Origin of the sequence: Lachnoclostridium sp. MSJ-17 (assembly GCF_018918205.1) — a bacterium.
Taxonomy (GTDB): Bacteria; Bacillota; Clostridia; order Oscillospirales; family Acutalibacteraceae; genus Ruminococcoides.
In genome coordinates this window covers 1-23183 of sequence record NZ_JAHLQB010000041.1, presented here as the reverse complement: position 1 = coordinate 23183, position 23183 = coordinate 1, and the positions used below count along the sequence as shown (strand labels likewise).

The 23183-nt window shown below is 49.7% G+C and carries 25 protein-coding genes; 16 read left to right on the top strand and 9 right to left on the bottom strand.

Annotated elements, in window-relative coordinates:
- The 4 genes from KQI64_RS03515 to KQI64_RS03500 all read right to left on the bottom strand — a co-directional run.
- On the bottom strand, nt 1-992 hold a 992-nt coding region (locus KQI64_RS03515), incomplete at its 3' end, for an amidase (protein WP_216523361.1).
- 9 nt (nt 993-1001) lie between these two features.
- Entirely contained in the window at nt 1002-1280 is a 279-nt protein-coding gene (gene gatC, locus KQI64_RS03510; protein WP_216523360.1) for an Asp-tRNA(Asn)/Glu-tRNA(Gln) amidotransferase subunit GatC, read from the bottom strand.
- A 15-nt stretch (nt 1281-1295) separates the two neighbouring features.
- The gene (aspS, locus tag KQI64_RS03505; RefSeq protein ID WP_216523359.1) at nt 1296-3041 is read right to left on the bottom strand and encodes an aspartate--tRNA ligase; all 1746 of its coding nucleotides are present in this window, start codon (nt 3039-3041) and stop codon (nt 1296-1298) included.
- A gap of 147 nt (nt 3042-3188) precedes the next feature.
- Nucleotides 3189-3755: a uracil-DNA glycosylase gene (locus KQI64_RS03500; protein ID WP_216523358.1), complete on the bottom strand. Its 567-nt coding sequence runs from the start codon at nt 3753-3755 to the stop codon at nt 3189-3191.
- Between the two features lie 90 nt (nt 3756-3845).
- Between KQI64_RS03500 and KQI64_RS03495 the strand changes: the two genes are divergently transcribed.
- The 3 genes from KQI64_RS03495 to KQI64_RS03485 all read left to right on the top strand — a co-directional run bounded on the left by KQI64_RS03495 (nt 3846) and on the right by KQI64_RS03485 (nt 6316).
- Nucleotides 3846-4415: a PduL/EutD family phosphate acyltransferase gene (locus KQI64_RS03495; RefSeq protein ID WP_216523357.1), complete on the top strand. Its 570-nt coding sequence runs from the start codon at nt 3846-3848 to the stop codon at nt 4413-4415.
- Between the two features lie 162 nt (nt 4416-4577).
- On the top strand, nt 4578-5495 hold the full coding sequence (locus KQI64_RS03490; RefSeq protein ID WP_216523356.1) for a class C sortase: 918 nt from the start codon (nt 4578-4580) through the stop codon (nt 5493-5495).
- Nucleotides 5495-6316, top strand: a complete 822-nt coding sequence (locus tag KQI64_RS03485; protein ID WP_216523355.1) for a class C sortase — start codon at nt 5495-5497, stop codon at nt 6314-6316. The genes KQI64_RS03490 and KQI64_RS03485 overlap by 1 nt, the downstream gene beginning before the upstream one ends.
- A 212-nt stretch (nt 6317-6528) precedes the next feature.
- Here the strand turns inward: KQI64_RS03485 and KQI64_RS03480 are convergent, their stop codons facing one another.
- Entirely contained in the window at nt 6529-7458 is a 930-nt protein-coding gene (locus KQI64_RS03480; RefSeq protein ID WP_216523354.1) for an AEC family transporter, read from the bottom strand.
- A 274-nt stretch (nt 7459-7732) separates the two neighbouring features.
- Here KQI64_RS03480 and KQI64_RS03475 point away from each other — a divergent pair, with 274 nt between their 5' ends.
- A complete protein-coding gene (locus KQI64_RS03475) occupies nt 7733-8206 on the top strand; it encodes a DUF6465 family protein (protein ID WP_216523353.1) in 474 nt (157 codons plus the stop codon).
- Nucleotides 8207-8292: 86 nt separating this feature from the next.
- On the opposite strand, the gene KQI64_RS03470 is transcribed toward KQI64_RS03475, so the two are convergent.
- Complete coding sequence (locus KQI64_RS03470; protein ID WP_216523352.1) at nt 8293-8886, bottom strand: hypothetical protein; 594 nt, start codon at nt 8884-8886, stop codon at nt 8293-8295.
- A 403-nt stretch (nt 8887-9289) separates the two neighbouring features.
- Between KQI64_RS03470 and KQI64_RS03465 the strand changes: the two genes are divergently transcribed.
- The 7 genes from KQI64_RS03465 to KQI64_RS03435 all read left to right on the top strand — a co-directional run bounded on the left by KQI64_RS03465 (nt 9290) and on the right by KQI64_RS03435 (nt 14503).
- On the top strand, nt 9290-9487 hold the full coding sequence (locus tag KQI64_RS03465) for a DUF6462 family protein (protein WP_216523351.1): 198 nt from the start codon (nt 9290-9292) through the stop codon (nt 9485-9487).
- Nucleotides 9487-9960 carry a hypothetical protein gene (locus KQI64_RS03460; RefSeq protein ID WP_216523350.1) on the top strand — a complete coding sequence of 158 codons (474 nt, stop codon included), beginning with the start codon at nt 9487-9489 and terminating at the stop codon, nt 9958-9960. The genes KQI64_RS03465 and KQI64_RS03460 overlap by 1 nt, the downstream gene beginning before the upstream one ends.
- A 130-nt stretch (nt 9961-10090) precedes the next feature.
- The gene (locus KQI64_RS03455) at nt 10091-10360 is read left to right on the top strand and encodes a hypothetical protein (RefSeq protein WP_216523349.1); all 270 of its coding nucleotides are present in this window, start codon (nt 10091-10093) and stop codon (nt 10358-10360) included.
- Nucleotides 10357-10704, top strand: a complete 348-nt coding sequence (locus tag KQI64_RS03450) for a hypothetical protein (RefSeq protein WP_216523348.1) — start codon at nt 10357-10359, stop codon at nt 10702-10704. The genes KQI64_RS03455 and KQI64_RS03450 overlap by 4 nt, the downstream gene beginning before the upstream one ends.
- 191 nt (nt 10705-10895) lie before the next feature.
- Nucleotides 10896-11588 (top strand): hypothetical protein, encoded by a 693-nt coding sequence (locus tag KQI64_RS03445; RefSeq protein ID WP_216523347.1) that lies wholly within the window; start codon nt 10896-10898, stop codon nt 11586-11588.
- Between the two features lie 664 nt (nt 11589-12252).
- Nucleotides 12253-13524, top strand: coding sequence for a site-specific integrase (locus KQI64_RS03440; protein ID WP_216523346.1), 1272 nt, complete (start codon nt 12253-12255; stop codon nt 13522-13524).
- Nucleotides 13525-13804: 280 nt separating this feature from the next.
- Complete coding sequence (locus tag KQI64_RS03435) at nt 13805-14503, top strand: CpXC domain-containing protein (protein WP_216523345.1); 699 nt, start codon at nt 13805-13807, stop codon at nt 14501-14503.
- 31 nt (nt 14504-14534) lie between these two features.
- Here KQI64_RS03435 and KQI64_RS03430 read toward each other — a convergent pair whose 3' ends face one another.
- The 3 genes from KQI64_RS03430 to KQI64_RS03420 form a co-directional block, all read right to left on the bottom strand.
- On the bottom strand, nt 14535-15203 hold the full coding sequence (locus tag KQI64_RS03430) for a YoaK family protein (RefSeq protein WP_216523344.1): 669 nt from the start codon (nt 15201-15203) through the stop codon (nt 14535-14537).
- A 93-nt stretch (nt 15204-15296) separates the two neighbouring features.
- A complete protein-coding gene (locus KQI64_RS03425; protein ID WP_301282409.1) occupies nt 15297-16667 on the bottom strand; it encodes a citrate/2-methylcitrate synthase in 1371 nt (456 codons plus the stop codon).
- Nucleotides 16668-17031: 364 nt separating this feature from the next.
- Nucleotides 17032-17538: a flavin reductase family protein gene (locus KQI64_RS03420; RefSeq protein ID WP_216523342.1), complete on the bottom strand. Its 507-nt coding sequence runs from the start codon at nt 17536-17538 to the stop codon at nt 17032-17034.
- Between the two features lie 332 nt (nt 17539-17870).
- Between KQI64_RS03420 and KQI64_RS03415 the strand changes: the two genes are divergently transcribed.
- The 5 genes from KQI64_RS03415 to KQI64_RS03395 form a co-directional block, all read left to right on the top strand.
- Nucleotides 17871-19094: an argininosuccinate synthase gene (locus tag KQI64_RS03415; protein ID WP_216523341.1), complete on the top strand. Its 1224-nt coding sequence runs from the start codon at nt 17871-17873 to the stop codon at nt 19092-19094.
- A 108-nt stretch (nt 19095-19202) separates the two neighbouring features.
- The gene (gene argH, locus KQI64_RS03410; RefSeq protein ID WP_216523340.1) at nt 19203-20579 is read left to right on the top strand and encodes an argininosuccinate lyase; all 1377 of its coding nucleotides are present in this window, start codon (nt 19203-19205) and stop codon (nt 20577-20579) included.
- A gap of 21 nt (nt 20580-20600) precedes the next feature.
- On the top strand, nt 20601-21638 hold the full coding sequence (gene argC / locus KQI64_RS03405) for an N-acetyl-gamma-glutamyl-phosphate reductase (RefSeq protein WP_216523339.1): 1038 nt from the start codon (nt 20601-20603) through the stop codon (nt 21636-21638).
- A gap of 25 nt (nt 21639-21663) precedes the next feature.
- Nucleotides 21664-22893 (top strand): bifunctional glutamate N-acetyltransferase/amino-acid acetyltransferase ArgJ, encoded by a 1230-nt coding sequence (argJ, locus tag KQI64_RS03400; RefSeq protein ID WP_216523338.1) that lies wholly within the window; start codon nt 21664-21666, stop codon nt 22891-22893.
- A gap of 24 nt (nt 22894-22917) precedes the next feature.
- A partial coding sequence (locus KQI64_RS03395; protein ID WP_216523337.1) for an acetylglutamate kinase occupies nt 22918-23183 on the top strand: 266 nt, incomplete at its 3' end.

The following is a 23183-nucleotide window of genomic DNA, read 5'->3' as shown; positions in this document are numbered from 1 at the left end:
CCTGTGTAGTGCGCGGTCTTGTAGCCGTAGCGAATGCCGTCGTAGCGTCCGAGGTTAGACGAAGCCTCCGCGCACGCAATAATATAGTATACAGGCAGAGCAAATTTCAGGATAGGCAGATCGAAGTATACGATCTGAGCGCCGAGGCTCTTGTAGACCTCAGCCGCCGCAAGAACCGCTTCCTTTACGTCGTCGCGGACGCCGTCGAGGTATTCGCGCGCGATGCCTATCTTCATGCCCTTGATGTCGTTGCCCAGCGTGGCATAGGTGTTGCCGCCGCCGACAGAGGTGGAGTCGCGCTTGTCCTGCTTTGCGATCGCGTCAAAGACGAGAGAAGCGTCCTCTACGCTCTTGGTGATAGATCCGATCTGGTCGAGGGAGCTCGCGTAGGCGATAAGACCGTAGCGCGAAACAGCGCCGTAGGTGGGTTTGAGTCCGACAACGCCGCAGAAGGACGCGGGCTGACGGATAGAGCCGCCTGTGTCGGAGCCGAGGCCGTAAGCCGCGATGTTGCCGCCGACAGCCGAGGATACGCCGCCCGACGAGCCGCCGGCGACGTGATTTGTATTGAAGGGGTTAGCCGCTCCGCCGAAGCAGGAGTTCTCGCAGGAGGAGCCCATTGCGAACTCATCCATGTTGGTCTTGCCGAGCAGAACCGCGTTCTGAGCCTTGAGAATCTCCCAGACGGTAGCGTCAAAAATCGGCTTGTAGCCGCTTAAAATCTTTGAACAGCAGGTGGTCTCGATCCCCTTGGTGGACATGTTGTCCTTGAGGGTCATCGGAACGCCCTCGAGCGCGCCGATCTCCTCACCGGCGGCGATTTTTTTGTCGACAGCCTGAGCGGCTTCCAGAGCGGCTTCGGGCGTAACGCAGACGTAGGCGTTAAGCTCGGCGTTCGCTTTCCCGATCTCGTCGAGATAGCTCTTTGTAAGCTCTTCGCAGGAAACCTGCTTGTTTACGAGCATTTCGTGTATTTTAGCGATAGTACCCATGTGCGCCTCCTATTCTCTGTTTCTCACAAGGAAATGATCCTCAGCCTGCTCGGGAGCGTTTTTGAGGATTTCCTCAGCGGGATAGGAGGGGATTACCTCGTCCTCGCGGAACACGTTGGAGAGGTTGTTGATGCAGTCGAAGCCCTCGTCGCTCGCGGGAGCGTTGTTGATGGCGTCGGCAAAGTCGATTATCTCCTGCATGGACTTTGTCAGTCCGTCAAGCTCCTCCTCGGGGACAAAGAGCTTTGAGAGCAGGGCGATGTTTTCAACGTCTTCTCTTGTTACCATATATATTCAGTCCTTTTATCTCAGTTTTACGTGAACCTCACGGAGCTGCTGCTCGGTCACCTCTCCGGGTGAGCCGAGGAGTACGTCCTGTGCGTTGGAGTTCATCGGGAAGGCGATTACCTCTCTGATATTTTCCTCGCCCGTGAGGAGCATGATCATTCTGTCCACGCCGGGAGCCATTCCAGCGTGAGGCGGAGCGCCGTACTGGAACGCGTTGTAGAGGGCTGAGAACTTAGCCTTGAGGTCGTCCTCGGAGTAGCCCGCCATGTCGAACGCCTTCTTCATTATCTCAATATCGTGGTTGCGGACAGCGCCGGAGCTGAGCTCTACGCCGTTGCATACGATGTCGTACTGGTAAGCGAGGATCTCCTCGGGATCCATAGTGTTGAGCGCCTCAAGACCGCCCTGCGGCATTGAGAAGGGGTTGTGGGTGAAGATGATCTTGCCGTCCTCGTCGCGCTCGAACATCGGGAAGTCCACGATGAAGCAGAGGTCAAAGCGGCTCTCGTCGATAAGACCGAGACGTGTCGCGACCTCGGTGCGGATCTGACCCGCGAGCTTCGGAGCATCGACGGCGGAGTCCGCGATGAAGTAGATAACGTCGCCTGCCTTTGAGCCGTTGCGCTCAATAAGCTCCTCGCGGTCGCCGGGCTTGAGGAACTTGTCAATGGGACCGTCGAAAGTGAGGTCGTCATTGACCTTGACGTAGCCCAGACCCTTCATGCCGATCGAGAGCGCGAATTCCTCCATGCGCTTGAACCACTTTTTGCTCTGTGAAGCGGCGCCGGGGACGTTGATAGAGCGGACGGTCTTTTTCCGGAAGGGAGCGAAGTCGGTCTCGACGAACATATCGCTGATTTCCTTGATGATGAGCGGATTTCTGAGGTCGGGCTTGTCGGTGCCGAACTTTACCATAGCCTCAGCAAAGGGAATGCGGGCAAACGGCGGCTTGCTGACCTCTTTGTCCGTGAATTTCGAGAAAGTCTCGTAGAGCACCTGCTCTGCGATGTCGAAAACGTCCTCCTGAGTCGCAAAAGCCATCTCGAAGTCGAGCTGATAGAACTCGCCCGGCGAACGGTCGGCGCGCGCGTCCTCGTCGCGGAAGCAGGGTGCGATCTGGAAGTACTTGTCAAAGCCCGATACCATGAGCAGCTGTTTGAAGATCTGGGGGGCCTGCGGCAGAGCGTAGAACTTGCCCTTATGCTTGCGGCTCGGGATAAGGTAATCTCTCGCGCCCTCGGGTGAGGAGGTCGAGAGGATAGGTGTATTGATTTCTGTAAAGCCGAGCTCCTGCATCTTTTCGCGCAGGAAGGCGACTACCCTTGAGCGGAACAGAATGTTCTCGTGAACCTTGGGATTTCTGAGGTCGAGGAAGCGGTATTTGAGACGAACGTCCTCGCCGGTGTTTGTGGAGGTAGCAACCTCAAAGGGAAGTACGTTTTTGCACTTGCCGAGAACGGTGATATCCTCGGTGTGAACCTCGACGTAGCCTGTGGCGATTTTCTTGTTGATAGTTTCCTCGTCGCGCTTGACGACCTCGCCGCTGAGGGTGACGGTGCACTCCTTGTTGATATTTTTGAGCAGGTTGTCGTCGTGTACAACGACCTGGAGAACGCCGTATTCGTCGCGGATATCGAGGAACATAACGCCGCCGTGGTCGCGGATATTCTCGACCCAGCCCGCGACGCGGACCTGCTGACCGATGTTTTCTTCTCTGAGCTCACCGCAGCTCACGGTGCGGTATATATTTGGTTTTATCATTCAAAACCTTCCTTTCAGATACTAATTTACCCATTCTATGGTATTATACCACAGAACGGGTAATCAATCAAGAGTGAATTTTATTTTGAGTTGGCAGTTGGGTAGTTGGTAGTTGGTAGTGTAGGGTCGCTTCGCTCCGATTGTGAGTCAGCTCTCGTTGAGCTCGGCGAGCTTATCCCTGAGCCTGAGAAAATCCTCGAACGCCTCGGGCTTTTTTCTCGGGTCGCGAAGCAGCGCCGCCGGGTGCAGCATCGGCATCATCAGTACGCCGTTTTTCTCGAACCACATTCCGTGCTCCCTTGTGATTTTTATGTCGGGCTTTATTATCTGCGCCGCGGCTATCCTTCCCAGGCATACTATGATCTCCGGGCGTATGAGCTTTACCTGGTTGCGCAGCCACTGAATGCACTGCTCCTGCTCCTCGGGCTTAGGGTCGCGGTTCTGCGGCGGACGGCATTTTACTATATTCGCGATATATATGTTGCTGTGTCTGTTCAGGTCTACCGCGTCGAGCATCTTGTCGAGCAGCTTGCCCGCGCGTCCGACGAACGGCTCGCCCTGCAGATCCTCGTTTTCGCCGGGTCCCTCGCCGATAAACATCACCTGCGCCTTTGGATTGCCGACGCCGACAACGACGTTGTGACGCGTTTCGCAGAGTCCGCATTTACGGCAGTTTTCGCACGCTGCCTGCAATTCTTCCCATGTTTGATACATCTTAAAAACCTCGCTTCAAAAAGACTTGAAAAATATGTAAAACCGTAGTACAATAAAGCTATCAAAATTATTATGATAGGTGGTATATCTATGAAAATTATGGTTGAAACCTCCGCGCATCATGTGCACGTAACCCGCGAGACCCTCGACGTTCTCTACGGAAAGGGTCATCAGCTCACAAACAAGAAGGATCTCTCACAGCCCGGTCAGTTCGCCTGCACCGAGAAGGTCACAGTAGTCGGTCCCAGAGGTGAGATGACAATGTCTATCCTCGGTCCCGAAAGACCCGACGATCAGGTTGAGGTCAGCCTCACCGACGCCCGCAAGCTCGGCATTGCCGCTCCCATCAGGGAATCCGGCGACGTTGCCGGCACACCCGGCTGCATTCTCAGAGGACCCGAGGGTGAGGTTGAGATCGCTCAGGGCGTTATCGCCGCTCAGAGACACGTTCACCTCGATCCCAAAACCGCTGAGGAGTTCGGTCTTAAGGACAAGGAGATCGTTTCCGTCAAGGTAGGCGAGGGTACAGGCAGAGCTACAGTATTCGGCGACGTTGTTATCCGCGTAAGTCCCAAGTACGCTCCCGCAATGCACATTGATACCGACGAGAGCAATGCTGCTGGTCTCGGCGGCACAGTAGACGGTGAGATCATCAAGTAAATTAATGCGTTTTTCAAAGACCGGGGTTCGCTCCGGTCTTTTGTTTTATGAATAAAAAAATAATACCACAAAAACAGTCTGCGCGCAAGGTGAAATTGAACGGTTGAAATGACGGAGATTTAGGTGTATAATAAACCTATTCTTTCCCGTGCGAGGTAAAAAATGAAAAAACGCCTGCTGATTATTCTGATCATACTGATATTTACCGCCGGTCTGGGCATTCTGCTCTATCCGCTCGTAAGCTCGGTCGTCAACAACATAAACGACCGCAGCGAGGCTCGACAAAAGCAGATGGAGGTCGAGAAGATGGATCCCGATGTTATCAAAGACCTCTTTGCCGACGCCGAGAGCTACAACAACAGCCTGACCGACACGGTAGTCCTCACCGACCCGTTTGATATTGAATCCTACGAGAAAATCGGCGCTCACTACGATGAGACCTTTGACGTTGACGGCAACGGCTTTATCGGTTATATCGATATTCCCTCGATCGACGTATATCTGCCCATTTACCACGGCACCTCCGACGAGGTTCTCAAGAAGGGCGCGGGTCATCTCAACAACACCTCTCTGCCGATTGGAGGTCCCGGTACCCACAGCGTAATTTCCGCTCACTCGGCGTTCCCGTCCAAGACGCTTTTCGACTATCTTCTCGATATGGAGGAGGGAGATCTGTTCTACATACACGTTCTCGACCGTGTGCTCGAATACAAGGTCGACCAGATAAAGACCGTACTGCCTAACGATGTCAACGACCTCTATGTCACCGAGGGCAAGGACTATGTCACGCTTATGACCTGTACGCCATACACCGTAAACACGCACCGCCTGCTTGTCCGCGGCGAACGCGTTCCCGACGACCCCGATATCGTCGTTGACGACGACGGCAACAAGATTGTCGACAACAAGGCGGTCAGGGCGGTTGACAGCGGAAAAAGCTCCATGTATGTCCTCGGCTACAAGCTGAGCTACGTGACGATAATCATCGGAATCGGCGTATTCCTTCTCGTTGTCGCCGCCGTCGTGGTTCTCGCTGTAAGGCGCGGCAAGGGACGTAAAACCAAGGGCGGTGAGAGCTGATGTGGAGAAAAATACTGACCGTCGTCGCGATCATTATTCTGCTGACGGGAATCGGCTTTCTGCTGTTCCCGACGGTCTCGAATTTCATCGGTCAGCAGCGTGCGAACAGCGTCATTGAGGAGTATTCCGAAACGCTCGACCATGTAATAAAGGAGGACGAGCCCGAAAAGGCGAAGGAGCTTGGCATAACCTCTAAGTCCTTTGAGGAGGCGCTTGAAAAGGGTGAGATCGACGAGGAAGGCTACCCGATCGACAGCTACGGAGTGCGCACCTACAGCTATTCCGTCAGCTTTGAGTACGACCTCGATAAGCTCTACAGCGACAGCAAGGCTTACAACGCGTCGATCTTCCACAATCAGGGCACCGTCGATACCATAAATTACGAGAAGGCGGCGCTCGACATGAGCAGGTACGGGCTGAATAACCTCTACGGCTATCTTTCCGCGCCGTCGATCGATCTGTATCTGCCCGTTTATCTCGGCGCGAACGACAGCGTTATGAGCTACGGAGCGGCGCACCTGTGCGGCACCTCGCTTCCCATTGACGAGAAGGACACGAACGTCGCTATCGCCGGTCACACGGGATATATCGGCAGGATCTTTTTCGACAACATAAAAAGGCTCGATCCCGGCGACACTGTGAGCTTTACAAATTACTGGGAGACAATCGATTACGAGGTCATCGACTTCAAGTCGGTAGCTCCGAACGACACGGGCGATATCTATATCAAGGACGGCAGACAGCTTATGACGCTGATAACCTGTACGCCCGACGGTCACGGCGGCTTCGGCAGATACATAGTGATCTGCGAGAAGAAGTGATATGAAAAAAACAGAGGCGGTTGCCTCTGTTTTTTAGTAGGTAGTTGGTAGTTGGTAGTTGGTAGTTAGAAGTTGGTAGTTAGAAGTTGGTAGTTAGTAGTTGGTAGTTAGTAGTTGGTAGTTAGTAGTAGGCAGTTAGTAGTTGGTAGTTGGTGGTTGGCAGTTGGTAGTTGACAGTTGGTAGTTAGTAGTTGGTAGTTGGCAGTTGGCAGTTAACACAGGCTCCATATTACCGATACTATCAACGGCATCGTTAACAGCGAGAGCAGGGTCGTGGCGGCTACAACGCTTACGGAGAGCTCTGTGTCGCGGTTGAATTTCGCCGAGAACATTGTCGTTGTCGCGGCGGTCGGCGCAGAGCAGGCGATCGTGAACGCGATTATCATCGTTCGGTCGAGCTTAAACAGCACCATAATGAGCGATGCGGCGAGCGGGATCACAAGCAGCCTGAAGGCTGACGCGAGGAAGGTTCCTTTGTCGGAAAAAGCCTTTTTGAAGTCCGCCTGCGAGAGATAGAAGCCGATTATCAGCATCGGAACGGGAGTGTTGAGATTCGCGAGGTGGGTTATCGGCTGCGCTATTACCGGCGGAAGCTGTACCCTGAGCGCAAAGAGCAGGATCGCCGCGACAGCTCCGACGATTCCCGGGTTGAGCGCGAGACGTTTTATTGACAGCTGCTTTTTGTCGCCGCTCATGTCAAACAGTCCGTATGTCCAGACCACTATGTTGAAAACCGCGACGAAGATCGAGCCGAAGAACCAGCCGTCCTCGCCCAAAAGCTCCTTTTGCAGCGGCAGGGACATGAAGCCGCAGTTTGAAAATATAACGGCGAACTGCAGCACCTTCCGCCTTGAGATATCCTTTTGCCTGAATACGAGCCGCGCCAAAAGCACAGATAATGCAAGTATCAGGAACGCTGCAGCGGCGGCTGTGATGACCTTGCCGAGCGTTTCCGCGGAGAATTCGCGCTGAAATGCCGAGATCATTACGCACGGCGTTACGGCGTAGAGCACGATGTCGGTCATGACCTTTGAGGCGTGCTCGGTGATCACGCCCTTTTTGCCGCAGACAAAGCCGACGGCTATGAGAATGAACAGCACTACTACCTGCTGTCCGATCACGAGAAAGTTTTCAAGAAACATAAATATACCCCTCTGTCAGATTACAAGGTCATTTTATCACAGAGGGAGGGCGATTGCAAGATAAACGCTGTCAAGACGATATTATCGACAAATTACACCGAAAAACATTGTTAAAATTCACCAACAGAAATTTTTAATTTTTCGAAATATGTATTAACCGCCAAAAATAATTTGTGATTATTGACAATTAAAATACTCATATGTATAATATAGTCAATGTTAGAAAAGACATTAATAATAATATCATAAATCAAATTGAAAGAAGGAGTTTGTTATGGCAAAAACCAAGAAGACCGCTGCTGCGGAGAAGGAAACCAAGAAGACCGTTAAGGCTGCCGAGGTAAAGGCTGAGGAAGTAAAGGCTGAGGTTAAGGCTGCCGAGGTTAAGGCTGCCGAGGTTAAGGCTGCCGAGGTTAAGGCTGAGGAAGTAAAGGCTGAGGCTAAGGCTGAGAAGAAGGCTCCCGCTAAGAAGGCTCCCGCAAAGAAAGCGGCTCCCAAGAAGACTGCTCCCAAGAAGCCCGAGGCTGTTGAGGCTAAGATCGCTGAGACTAAGACCGTTGAGACAAAGGCTGATTTCTATATCGAGTTCGGCGGCGTTCAGGTTGCGGCTAAGGACGTTCTCGAGAACATCAAGAAGACCATCGGCAAGGACGCTAAGGAAATCGCTGTTTACCTCAAGCCCGAAGAGAGCAAGGCTTACTTCGTAGCTGACGGTGAGAAGGGCGAGATGGACGTTTACTTCTGCTGATCAGCAAAGTAAAAATCCCCTATATAAGCAATAAAGGACAGGGTGAAAATCCTGTCCTTTTTATTGTGGTACGCTATTGAATTATATCAGAACGGCTCGCCGTCGGGATACTCCTCGTCAAGGGCTTCCTTGACCGCCTTGACGATGTGTTCCTTCCCGTCCGCGGCAGCTTCTGCGACCTTTTCCGCGGCGTCCTCAACCTTCTCGGCGGCTTCTTCCGCCTTTTCCGCTGCCGCCTCAAAGGGGCTTGAGTCGTAGTCGTCCTCGTTTGAGCAGGCTACGGTGATATCCACAACGTCCTCCTGCTTGACCTCGGCGGGCTTGCTTTCGGGAATGTTGGTGACGGAGTAAACGAATTCGCTCTGGCTTTCAAGAACCATGCGGTAGCACTCGCGGGCTTTTGCGATCTTTGCCTTGCTGTTGTCGATAACTCCGAGCAGGTTCTTCTGCTTTTCGTCCGCGGCGGCGATGTCGCCCTTCTTGAGCATTTCATAATACTCCTTGCCCAGCGCGATATATGCGCGGTTCATCAGCTCGCTCTCGCTTTTCATCACCATTCTCAGGCGGTTGAGCTTTGCCTTTGTGCGGTTCTTCTCAACAAAGTTCTGCGCGACGTTTGTGATGGTGTCGGCGGCAGTGTTCATGGTGCTTTTGACCTTATCAATAATCGCTTGACTCATATCTATGTCTCCTTACGCGCCTCGGCGCTTTATATTTCTAAATTATATTATGACAGATTATTTTAATAAAATCAAGACTAAACCGTAAATAAATCCTGTATAATTCAACAAAATGCTAACTAGGCAAATGCAATTTACAACAAATTTACAACAATTACCCAATTAGTGGAATTTACAGTTTTTTCCGTCGATTTATAACATTATTGTAAAAACTATAGAATATCAACATACAACTAGATAATTGTTGACAGATGATTGTTAAAATGTTATAATAATTGTAAACTAAGAAAACAAAGAAAACTAAAAAAAAGAAAACTCTAAAACCATAAAACCATAAAACGATGAACCGCTGAACCGACATTGTTTTTATGGTTTTTTATTTTTGTATGAAAGGAGATCAATTATGCGAGCGAGAACAAAACAGTTGGACACAAGCAAACAGCATTTGTTAACGTATTCGGAAGCGGCGGCGCGATATGCAGTGTCACAAAACACTGTAAAAAAGATGGCAGAAAATGCAAATGCGATTGTGCGTTTTGGGCGTACAACGAGAATTATTGCACCAAAACTTGATGATTTTCTCGACGAAATTACAGGATAATGAAATTCAGATTAAACGATTTGAAACTACCGGCTCGAATATACGCAGTATATTTATTTGAAACTGGATTGACTGAGCGTGAATTTTTAGCAATCGCGGCAAAACTGCGGTACTACGCCAATCTGGACGGCGTTTCTTGGTTAGCTATTTACTCTACTACTGAAAGCCAAACAGCACAAAACAAGCCCCAAAATAAAGGAAAACGCGGTAGACCTAAAAAGCAAATTTGTGGGAAAAAGACACGTTCGCATTGTCATTTATCGCTAGTTGGAACAAAGACAAAATCTGCGTATAACGCGGCTGTCAGATTTAAGGAATCTGTTAATAAAAAAAGCAGGAGAAAAGTTTGCCGTGTGGTTAGTAAAGGAGATCAATTTGACGCTCGAATTTGGATCGGCTACTGTTTGAAGCAAGCAGACATTTTGAGAAGCGGCGGCGATTTTGATTTTCAGTGCGAGGGAATTATTTTGTAAAAATTGCGCCACTAAATCACACGAAAAAGTCAGTTATTTACTAACAAAAACAAGGTTTTTGGTATTTAAGAAAAACGTATTATTTATACTAACAAACTATACAACAAGGTAACTAGGAAGTGATATACAAATGACTATGTACAATGAGGATATAGCAACAATTTATTATAGCTATTTGACATCGATTTTTGCAATCGAAAAAAGTGTGCCGATTAAAACGGTACTGGTAAAAAATCCTCGCTCCGATACTGTAATTATTTTTCGCAAAAAGAAAAATGGCGGTGCAATCAAAACGCGGCGTTTTACAATGGACAAGTCGGAAAGAATTTTCTTTTTGAACTCAATCGCACATGATTTTCCAAAATTGCCGCTTGAGATTTTGGAGAGTGAAAAAGCGTGAGAGTATCCGATGAACAGATAATGGTTGCGCTCTTAAACAGTCCAACACAAAAACAAGCCGCCGCTTTGTTAGGCGTGACAGAGCAGACGATTTCCAAACGAATCAGGGACGCTGATTTTCAAAAGCGCTTTTCCGAACTACGTCGAAAAATGCTTGACACTGTTTCAAGCGAGTTGACGAAAGTAAGCTATGCGGCGGCAAACAAGCTGATTGAATTTCTTGACAGCAAAAACGAACAGCTGCGATATTCCGCGTGTTGCAAAATACTACAATTAGCCAACGACACGGCTACAATAAACGAAATTTCACAGCGGCTTGACCGTTTAGAGGACGGCAAATCTTAATTCTAATTAAGAATATTTAACAAAAAATGGGGGTATTGGCTTGCTTTTTTTCAATGAATTGCGCCGAGCCGAACAGCGGCTTGCAAAGCTTGAAAAAAATAGAGGAAACGAAACTATTACGATTATTCTTGTTTTCCGCGATGGGCGGAAAAGGATTCTAAAAAATTCTAATTCTAAAGGAGAAATAAGCAATGATTAATTTAATCGTAGCACAAATGAAAGATTTACTCAAAATTTTTTATAAATCGGCACAGTCAATTCGGCAAGAACAGGAGTATAACAAAAACAGATATGCTTCCGATGTTGCCAGAGAGTTAAACGGTGAACTGATTAGCAAGCTATCCGCGGAAGCTGAAAAGAGCAAGAATTTGATTGCAGAAATCTATGCGGAAACGATCAAAAAGTTATCTGTATTGTCAGCACCTAATTCAGCCGAACTTGATTCTAACGATTACTGGCTTTTGACAGATACAAACTTTGTTCCTAATCAGCGAGATTTTGAAATCATCATTGCGCGAAACAGAGAGCATTTTACATTCCTCCGAGCCGCTAAAACTATTGCCGAGGACAAAGATTTTTTAGTGAATATTTATCTGCCTGAGGACAAAGCAAAGGTTTATTTGGAGTTTGCACAGAGTGCCGTCACTTTGATCGAAAAAATAGCCATTGCTCCCTCTGTCTCGGCAACTGAAATTGAATGCTTTGCGGACTCTGATTTTGGCAAGCAGCTTTTTGAGGTTATCGGCGAGGGAAAGGAACTTGACGGCGTTATTTTGAGCAACAAAACCGAATTGGAAACTAGCGCATTTGATAACTACAAACTTGACCTCACGCCACTGTCTGTATCGGCATACACGGCACAAAGGACACAAGCACAAGTATAACAGCGTTGTTTTTACGAGAATTAGCCTGTATTACGTTTTATACAAACAGTAATATAATTACACTACTAACTGTAAAATTCGAATACAGGGCGATTCTGAGCGAAATAGAGCCTGCCGTGTTTTAGTGCCGACAGGCTCTATTTTTTCTGGTTGTACGGATAAAAAGTTGTAAAATCTGTTGTAAAACAAAAATCCTATCGCCCAAATCATAGCAAAAGCCAGTGTTTATGAGGGTTTTTGCCTTTGTTTTATTAAAATAACAAATTTTAATTTATAGAAAAATGAAAGAATTATTGACTTATTGTGCGTACAGTATTATAATTATTGTACCGACAATAAAAGTGAGGTGATACCTATTAGCCCACGCACAGGCAGACCGCATTTGCCCGATAAAGATCGTAAGGATATAAGGCTGTATTTAAGGCTTAATGAGAGCGAAAACAAACTGCTTGAAGAACTAGCCGAAAAGCTACAGCTAAACAAAACACAAACGATTCTAAAGGCAATAGCGCTATTAGCGGAAAACACAAAATAAAAGGTTAGCCGCCTACCCTTCCACAGACAAACGGCTAACCCGATATGTATGTGCAGGAAAAGCCTACACGGTTATATTATACCATGTTTTTTTTATCCTGCAAGTACATAGTTAAAAGGAGGAAAAAACATGTCAGAAAAACGAAAAGACTTCAAAGGAAGAATTTTGAAAGATGGCGAAAGCCAACGTTCCGATGGCAGATACTGCTTCAAATACAAAAATATTTCAGGCAAATATGCTTATGTGTACGCTTGGAAATTAACTTCCACTGACAAGACGCCTATTGGAAAGCGTGAAGATATTTGCTTACGAGATAAAGAAAAACAGATTGCAGAAGATTTAAGAAACGGCATTGACGGTACAAAAGCTAAAACGACATTAAACGAATTATTTGAAAAATCGCTGGAGAAAAAGAGAAAGAAGGGCTTGAAACCTAGCACTGAGAATCAGTATCGCGGTTCTTATGATAAATACGTAAGACCAACTATTGGCGGTATGTATATTAAAGACATTGACAGCGAGGTTTTAATATCCTTCTATGAAAATCTGCTTATAAATCAAGGCATAAAAGGGAGAACAGTTGAAATTATCAACTCTTATTTAGTAAGCGCATTTGATATTGCAAAAAGAAAAAAGCAGATATTAGAGAATCCTACCAAAGACGCGATTGCCGAGGTAAAATCAGAATTTGATTTCTCTAGGAAGAAAAGACACTCTTTAAGTAAAGCGGAAGAAAGTGCATTTATCAATTTTGTAAAAAACTCAGCCATCTATCACCATTGGTACAATTTATTTGTTTGCCTATTGCGAACAGGTTGCAGATTAAATGAACTGCTTGCACTCACAACAAAAGACATTGATTTCTCAAATAAAAAAATCAGAATTGAGAAAAGTTTTTCGTATTACAAAGAAGCTGATGGAAAAGGATGTTTGCATATCTCAACGCCCAAAACAGAAACATCAATACGTACAATTCCTATGTATAGCGACGTAGCAAAAGCATTGAAAGCAGAAATGTTAAGCCAAACAGAACACGGCTTAAATACAACGTCTATTGACGGTGTGCAGGGGTTTATTTTTACTAACCAGAGAGGTAAAGTATACACTCAGCCAAGCATCTATACGGCAATAGACAGAATCACAAAGGCGTATAATGCACAGGAGATAGAGCAGGCAGAAAAAGAAAACAGAGAGCCGTTGTTACTTCCCCATTTTTCAGCGCACACTTTCAGACATACATTTGCCAGCCGGTTTGCGGAGAAGTGTAAAAACCCGAAAGTATTACAGCAGATTTTAGGTCATTCAAATATAAACATTTCATTTGATGTTTATACAGAACTTGATATGCAGTGCTTACAGACATCGTTTGATGAAACCGACGAATATATGAAACTAGCATAACGATTGATAGAGCGGATTGTTTACAACAGTCCGCTTTTGTTTTACAACAAATTTTACAACAAAAGCCTTGTATATAGATAACTCAACATAAACCGTGATAAACTTTTAATTCCAAAAAAATCAAGTGTTTTCCTATGTTTTAACAGTGATAACTCAACATAAATCGTGATAAACAAGCAGGTATTAAAACAGATTATTTTAATAAAATCAATATTTTTTTCAAATTTACTTGTGAAAACTCAACAATGTTGGTATAATAAGCTAAAAGAGGTGTTAGTCCATGCCCGAAAAAAAGGTGAACAAGGCTGTCGTATGCCCTATGTGCGGAGAGCTGAGCAAGGCAGTCGTATATACAAGCGTCAACGCGACAGTTGACAGGGAGCTGCGCGAGCAGGTGCTCGACGGCGGTCTGTTCGCGTGGAGATGTCCGTCCTGCGGACACAGCGCGCGTCTGACATATCCGATCCTGTACAACGATATGAAGAACCGCTTCATGATATATCTTATTCCGAAAATCGACCGTTACCAGCTCTGCGACAAGGAGCTCGAGGAGAAGTACAGCAATCTTCGCAACATCAACAAGCGCGTCGTCGCAGGTTACAACTCCTTCAAGGAGAAGATATTCATCTTTGAGTCGGGTCTCGACGACATGGCGGTCGAGCTGACGAAGGCGGTCATCGGTCAGACGGTTTCCAAGAAGCTCGACGGCGCCGAGGTGAAGGACGGATATCTTTCGATGTACGACCGCGAGAGCAACACGATGGGCTTTACATATTTCACCGGCGAGGATATGAGCCCCTACGTCCAGACGGCGAGGCTCGAGATCTACGGCAAGTCCAAGGAGATCGTCGAGCAGTTCGCGATCAAGGACAAGAAGCTCAAGGGCTTCATAAAAATCGACGGCGAGTGGGCGGACAACATTCTCTACCGCTACAAGCGCGCCAAGAAAATCGAAAGACTCAATAAGGTCAAGGAATAAATTAAGGGTCGGCGAGAGCCGGCCCTTTGCTTTATATATCGCTGAACGCCCTGATTTTCGCGCTCTCGTAGCGGTAGTAGGCGAATACAGAGATTCCTATGAACAGATAGCAGAACCATATGCTCTGCGCGGCGAAAAATATGCTCAGCAGACAAGCCGCCGCGACTCCCGAGTGGAAGCAGAGCAGCGTGACCCAGTAAAACCGTGCGTTGCGGAGGGCTTTTTTATCCTTGTCCATAACGTAGACCGTTGTGAGCATGACAGCCTGACGGACGTTGTTCGACGAGAATATAGTCGCGCTCGAGTTGCCGCCCGCCTTCTTGTAGGCGTTCCACTGTACAGGCATCGCAAAGGCTATCGGCACAACCGCGAGGTAGCCGTTGCCCATAAGCGAGAGCAGACCCGTGGCGCAAACCGCGAGAGCTGTCGCGATAAGACTGACAATCTTCATGCTCAGCGGCGAGTAACGCCTGAACACGGCGTAGAAAACGCAGCCGCCCGAGTAGGTGAGAAAGAGCAGCACGATAAAGCCTATGCTCAGAATATCGCCCCTGAACGCCGACAGCACGAGCTTTATCAGATTGCCTGTCTGGGCGTTGGCGAGAATATCGCTGTGGTTGATTATGGTGTAACCCGCCATAAAGCCGCCGATAATGCTGACGGTGTGGTGGAGCGTCATCTGCTTTTTGACTATTTCCATTTCTATCCCTTATTTCAAATGTGCTGTGGATATTGTAGCACGGATCAGAGAGGATTGCAAATAAAAAAGGAGCGTCGCAAACGCTCCTTTCGATTATCTCTGACTGAGTTTTGTGTATTCTTTTTCTGTGGAAATGCTCATGTACGCCGGACGGATGATCTTGCCCGCGTTGATGAGCTCCTCGAGTCTGTGAGCGCTCCAGCCCGCGATTCTCGCGGTGGCAAAGAGAGGCGTGTACAGCTCGCAGGGGATGTCGAGCATGCTGTAGAGCAGTCCGCTGTAGAAGTCAACGTTTGAGGCGACGCCCTTGTAGATGCGGCGCTTTTTGCCGATGACCTGCGGAGCAAGACGCTCAACCGTGGCGTAGAGGTCAAACTCCTTGTCGTAGCCCTCGACCTCGGCGAGCTTCTTTACGGCGCCCTTGAGAATGACCTGGCGCGGGTCGGAAATGGTGTAGACCGCGTGACCCATACCGTAGATAAGTCCCTTCTTGTCAAACGCCTTCTTGTCGAGCAGCTTTTCGAGGTAAGCGGTGATCTCGTCCTCGTCCTTCCAGTCGCGTACAGCCTGCTTCATATCCTCGAACATCTCGAATACCTTGACGTTCGCGCCGCCGTGCTTGGGTCCCTTGAGCGACGAGAGCGCCGCCGCGATCGCGGAGTATGTATCCGTGCCCGAGGAGGTCACGACGTGAGTGGTGAAGGTCGAGTTGTTACCGCCGCCGTGCTCCATGTGGAGGATCAGCGCCATGTCGAGCACCTTCGCCTCCAGATCGGTGTACTGCCTGTCTGGACGGAGCAGCGAGAGAATTACCTCGGCTGTCGACATCGTCGGTTCCGCGCGGTGGATATAAAGGCTCTTGTCGCGCAGATAGTGGTTATACGCGTGGTAGCCGTACACGCTGAGCATCGGGAATACCGAAATCAGCTGAATGCACTGACGCAGCACGTTGTTGATCGAGGTGTCGTTGGGGTTCTTGTCGTAACAGAACAGGGTGAGCACCGAACGCGCGATCGAGTTCATCATGTCCTCGCTGGGCGCCTTGAGAATAACGTCGCGGACGAAGTTCTGAGGCAGGGTGCGGTACTGCACCAGAAGCGTCTTGAAGTTGAGGAGCTGTTCTCTGTTGGGCATCTCGCCGAAGAGCAGGAGGTAAACTACCTCCTCAAAGCCGAAGCGGTCGTCGGAGCGGATTCCGCCCACGATGTCGTTGACGTTGTAGCCTCTGTAGTACAGCTCGCCCTCGCAGGGTACGAGCTTGCCGTCGACGAGCTTGTTCTGCTTGATCGTCGAGATGTCGGTGAGACCTGTGAGAACGCCCTTACCGTCGATATCGCGCAGACCGCGCTTGACGTCGTACTTGCCGTAAAGAGCAGGGTCGATCTTGGAGTTCTCCGTCATTTTGTTCGCGAGATAGTTGATCTCGGGTGTATTTTCAGAATAATTCCAGGTTGTATCTACCAAAGAATCACTCCCTTTCATTTTAGTTACAGACATAAGATGCTCGCGCTGAATGGGCTAAAATGTGCCGTTTCATCACGCCAAATCACCTTAGAATCCCAATTATAACACATTTCTAACCAAAAAGCAAGGTGTCAGGGATATCCTTCGCGTGAATATGGTTTTGTAATCAATTTGTTTTACCGGTGAAGATATGCAGCCAAATGTAGGGGCTTGCATTGCAAGCCCGCTGAACCGACGCTGTTTTCTTGTCCGATTGGCGGCATAAGCGCAGGCTTGGCTAAACGACCTCGGGCGAGCAATGCTCGCCCCTACAAATGCTTACAAAACAATCAACAAATCAGATTTACGTGGGATATCCTGCGTTTTACTTCTTCAAAACCGAAACTATCTCGCTGACGTACATTCTGTGGTAGTCGTCTCCGCTGTAGTTTGACTTGACCGCTTCTTCGATGATCGAGCTCTCGTTCAGATCCTGCGCGTAGAGCTTTTTGCAGACGAGAACAAGACGCGCTTCCTCAAAGTACGGCACGCCGTCCTCGGTAAAAGCGGGAGTCAGTCCCGTTTCCTTGACCTTGTCGGTATCTCTGCCGCTCTTTGTGCCGCAGATCTGAAGCGCCTTGCGGTATTCCTCGCCGAAAAAGCTCATGGTGAACATTCCGTTCTTCTCGAGGAAGCCGAAGGTGTATCTCTGCGGACGGATAAAGGTGAACGCCACGGGCTTGTTCCACATTATTCCCACGCTTCCCCAGCTGACGGTCATAGTGTTGAAGCTCTCGCTGTCTCCGGCGGTGACAAGAGCCCAGTCCTTTCCGATAAGACTGAAGGCGTTGTCGGTGATGTCGGCGGGTGTGATTGTCTTGAAATTGCTCATTAAACAAATCATTCCTTTCTTTGTTTCTTTTCTATATTATAACAGAAATCTGAATAATATTCAATAGATAGGCGGTTAATATTCATAATTATGTATATTTACTGCGAAAAAATGTATATCACGCATATGCCGTTCACCTCGCATTCACATTGAAGCGGGTCTGAAAACAGCGGTTTTGAGGGCATATTTTGGCGCAGTCAGCGAAATGTATCCGCATTCCGCCCGATTTTTGTGCAAAGGCGCAAACTTGTATAAATATTCAAAAAAAGCTTGATTTTTAAAAATTTGGTAGTATAATGTAGTAGTAACATCAATTGACGGAGGAATCAATCATGGCTGACAACAAAATCAAAAAAGTAGTATTGGCATATTCCGGTGGTCTTGACACCTCGATCATCATTCCGTGGTTAAAGGAAAATTACGACAACTGCGAGGTCATCGCTGTTTCGGGCAACGTCGGTCAGGGTACCGAGCTCGACGGCCTTGAGGAAAAGGCTATCGCCACCGGCGCTTCCAAGCTCTACATCGAAGATCTGAATAAAGAATTTGTCGAGGAGTATGTGTTCCCGACAATCAAGGCAGGCGCTGTTTACGAGGGCAAGTATCTTCTCGGAACCTCATTCGCGCGTCCCGTTATTGCCAAGAGAATCGTAGAGATCGCCAAGGCTGAGGGCGCTGACGCTATCTGCCACGGCTGCACCGGCAAGGGCAACGATCAGGTTCGTTTTGAGCTGGCTATCAAGGCTTACGCTCCCGACATGAAGATCATCGCTCCCTGGAGAACATGGGAGTTCAAGTCCCGTGAGGAGGAAATCGAGTACGCTGAGGCTAAGAACATTCCCCTCAAGATAAACAGAGAAACCAACTACTCCAAGGACAAGAACCTCTGGCACCTCAGCCACGAGGGTCTGGATCTGGAGGATCCCGCTAACGAGCCGATGTACAACAAGGAAGGCTTCCTCGAGATGGGCGTGTCTCCCGAACAGGCACCCGACGTTCCCGAGTATGTGACCATCTCCTTTGAGAAGGGCATTCCCGTAAAGCTCAACGGCGAGGCTGTAGGCTCCGTTGAGATCATCGAAAAGCTCAACGAAATCGGCGGCAGAAACGGCGTAGGCATCACCGACATCGTAGAGAACCGTCTTGTCGGCATGAAGGCGCGCGGCGTTTATGAGACTCCCGGCGGCACCGTTCTTTTCGCGGCGCACAACAAGCTCGAGGAGATCTGCCTTGACAAGGACACTCTCCACTACAAGAAGAACCTCGCCAACACCTTCGCCGACCTCGTATACGACGGCAAGTGGTACACACCTCTGCGCGAGGCTATGTCAGCCTTCGTTGACAGCACTCAGGAGTATGTGACCGGCGACGTTAAGCTCAAGCTCTACAAGGGCAACATCATCGACGCCGGCGTAACAAGTCCCTACTCCCTCTATGACGAGGAGATCGCGACCTTCGACGAGGACGAGGTTTACGACCAGAACGACAGCGCGGGCTTCATCAACCTCTTCGGTCTTCCCATCAAGGTTCGCGCCAAGAAGGGCTTAATCAAATAAAAAACCATAGATTTCATTAAGTCGGGCAGGGTGAAATATCCCTGCCCATAAAGTGTTTATATAGGGGTTAAAAAACAGGCTTAAAAACAAGAAAATGAGGTAAAAAATATGAAGCTATGGAAGGGTCGTTTCAAAAAGGAACTTTCAAAAACAACCAATGATTTCAACAGCTCTATCTCGTTTGACAGCCGTATGTACCGCGAGGATATCGAGGGCAGCATCGCCCACGCGACTATGCTCGGCAAGTGCGGCATCATCACCGGGGAGAGCGTTCAGGATATTGTACAGGGACTGCGGGGTATTCTCGCGGATATCGAGAGCGGCGCTCTCGCGATCGACATGGAAGCCGAGGATATCCACACCTTCATCGAGGGTGAGCTGACAAAGAGGATCGGCGACAACGGCAAAAGACTTCACACCTCGCGCAGCAGAAACGATCAGGTCGCGCTCGACGTGAAGCTCTATCTCAAAAAAGAGGTCGTCAGCGTAAAGAACCTCGTCGTCGGTCTGATAAAGGTCATCGCCGGCAAGGCTGAGGAGTACGCCGACACCGTCATGCCCGGCTACACCCACCTTCAGCGCGCTCAGCCGATCACCTTCGGTCATCACCTGCTCGCTTACGGAGAAATGCTCCTGCGCGACGTTTCGCGCCTTGAGGACTGCCTAAAGAGAATGGACGAAATGCCTCTCGGCTCCTGCGCTCTCGCGGGCACGACCTACCCGATCGACAGGACTATCACCGCTGACCTGCTCGGCTTTGACAGGATCACAAACAACTCCCTCGACGGCGTGTCAGACAGGGATTTCTGCATAGAGTTCGCGTCCGTGCTCTCGATCATCATGGTGCACCTCAGCCGCTTCTCGGAGGAGATCATTATGTGGTGCAGCTGGGAATTCAAGTTTGTCGAGCTCGACGACGCGTTCTCCACAGGCTCGTCGATCATGCCGCAGAAAAAGAACCCCGATATCGCGGAGCTCGTCCGCGGAAAAAGCGGCAGGGTTTTCGGCGACACAATGACCCTGCTCACCGTTATGAAGGGAATCGCGCTCGCCTACAACAAGGATATGCAGGAGGATAAGGAAGCGATTTTTGACGCGGTCGATACAGTCAAGATGTGCCTTACAGCCTTCACTCCCATGCTCGACACCATGCGCGTTATCCCGCAGAACATGAGAAAGGCTGCGGCAGGCGGATTTATCAACGCGACCGACTGCGCCGACTGGCTGACAAAGAACGGCGTGCCGTTCCGCGACGCTTACAAGGCGACAGGCGAGCTTGTAGCGAGATGCATAGAGCTCGGCACCGACCTCGAGAGCCTTCCGATCGACGAGTACAAGGCGGTCTGCGGCGTGTTTACAGAGGACGTTTACGACGCTATTTCCCTCGAGAAGTGCGTATCTCAGAGAACCGCGTTCGGCGGTCCCGCGCCGGAGCTTGTAAAGGCGCAGGCGGCGAGAGTTGCCGCGATCGCGGAGAAATTATAATTAACAAAAGGATTGATAACCATGAAAATAAAAGCAGGAATAGTCGGCGCTACAGGCTACGCCGGCGCGGAGCTTGTAAGACTGCTCTTTAACCACCCCGAGGCTGAGGTCGCCGCGATCAGCTCAGTGTCCTTTGAGGGACAGAAGCTCAGCGACGTTTACCCCTCATACTCCTTCCTCAACGACATGATTTGCGAGAATCAGGACGCCGTCGTCGAGAAGAGCGACGTAATCTTCGCCGCTCTTCCGCACGGACTCTCTCAGGAGCTTGCCGAGAAGTGCATTTCAGCGGGCAAGGCTTTCATCGACCTCGGCGCGGACTTCCGCCTCGAGAGCGAGGACGAGTACACCGAGTGGTACGGCGGAACATTTATCGACAAGGATCTTCACGCTCAGAGCGTATACGGTTTGCCCGAGTTTTTCAGAGATAAGATCAAGGGCAAGCGCCTCATCGCGAATCCCGGCTGCTACACCACCTGTTCTCCGCTCGCTATCGCTCCCGCGATCGTTAACGGTCTTGTTTCGACAAAGGGAATTATCTGCGACTGCAAGAGCGGCGTTACGGGAGCCGGCAGAAAGCCCACTCAGGGCAGCCATTTCCCCGAGCTCAACGAGGGCTTCCACGCCTACAAGGTCGCTTCTCACCGCCACACTCCCGAGATCGAGCAGACTCTTTCAAAGCTCAGCGGCGAGGACGTGACTATCACCTTCGTTCCGCATCTTCTTCCCGTCAACAGAGGTATTCTCGCCACCGTTTACGCCGATCTGAAGGACGGCGTCACCTATGAGGAGATCCGCAAGGCTTACGAGGATTACTACAGGGACGAGTTCTTCATCAGACTCCTCGACGACGGCAAGTGTGCCGATATCCACAACGTGCGCTACTCAAACTTCTGCGACATCTCGCTCCACTTTGACGGACGCGCGGGCAAGCTCGTAGCCTGCGCCGCGATCGACAACATGGTAAAGGGCGCTGCGGGTCAGGCTATCCAGAACATGAACATCATCTTCGGTCTGGACGAGAAGACAGGTCTGGTCATCGTACCGCCGGCGTTCTAATAAATTGAAAACGGAAAACGGAATTATGAGTAATTATAAATTTATCGAAAACGGCTCCGTAACCTCACCGCTCGGATTTGTCGCGGGCGGCGTGATCGCGGGTATCAAGCCAAGCAATACAACAAAGCGCGACCTCGGTATGATCTTCTGCGAAAAGCCCTGCGCTGCGGCGGCTATCTTCACCAAAAACCGCGTCAAGTCCGACACGATCTTCGTCACGCAGGAGCACCTCAAAAACGGCGTGGCTCAGGCGGTCATCGTAAACTCCGGCAACGCTAACGCCTGCAACCCCGACGGCTACGACAAGGCGGAGCAGATGTGCGCTCTTACGGCAAAAGCTCTCGGCATCGCTCAGGACGATGTTATCGTCGCTTCCACGGGCGTTATCGGTCAGGCGCTCCCGATTGAGCCTGTCGAAAAGGCTGTCAGCGCGCTTGCGAACGGTCTGACAAGGGACGGCGGCACATACGCCGCGGAAGCTATCATGACCACCGACACCGTCAAGAAGGAATGGGCGGTTCAGCTCACCCTCGGCGGCAAGACCGTCACTATCGGCGGTGTCGCAAAGGGCAGCGGCATGATTCATATCAACATGGGCACCACGCTCTCGTTTGTAACTACGGACGCGGCGGTCTCAGCAGAAATGCTCCACGAGGCTCTGATCGAAGCGGCTGACGTGAGCTATAATATGGTCAGCGTCGACGGTGACACCTCGACAAATGACACCCTCGCAATCATGGCTTCGGGTCTTGCGGGCAACGACGAGATAACCGAGAAGAACGGCGATTACGCGCTCTTTGTTGAAGCTCTGACTGCGGCGTTCAAGTCTGTCGCAAAGAAGCTCGCTGCCGACGGTGAAGGCGCTACAAAGCTCGTTATCGGCAAGGTCAGCGGAGCAAAGGACGACGACGCGGCGAAGATCATCGCCAAGAGCGTGATATGCTCGAGCCTTGTAAAGGCGGCTATGTTCGGCGCGGACGCTAACTGCGGAAGAATACTCTGCGCGATAGGCTACAGCGGCGCTGAGGCCGACGTAAAGAAAATCGACGTTTCCTACCGTTCCGCAAAGGGCGAGATCCTCGTATGCAAGGACGGAATGGGTCTTGCCTTTGATGAGGACAAGGCTAAGGAGATCCTTCTCGAGAGCGAGATCGACATCATCATCAACCTCGGCGACGGCAGCGGCAGGGCTGAGGCTTACGGCTGCGATCTGACCTACGATTACGTTAAAATCAACGGTGACTACCGCACGTAAATATATATTCGGAGTGAAAGAATAATGGATAATGCAAAGAGGGCAAAGGTTCTTATTCAGGCTATGCCCTATATCAAAAAATTTGTTGGTGAGACGATTGTCGTCAAGTACGGCGGCAACGCTATGATAAACGAGGAGCTCAAGGCGGCGGTCATGAGCGATCTCGCGCTTATGCAGCTCGTCGGAATCAGCGTGGTGCTGGTTCACGGCGGCGGCCCCGAGATAAACGCCATGCTCGACGCCGTCGGCAAGGAGAGCGTATTCAAGGACGGAATGAGAGTGACCGACCA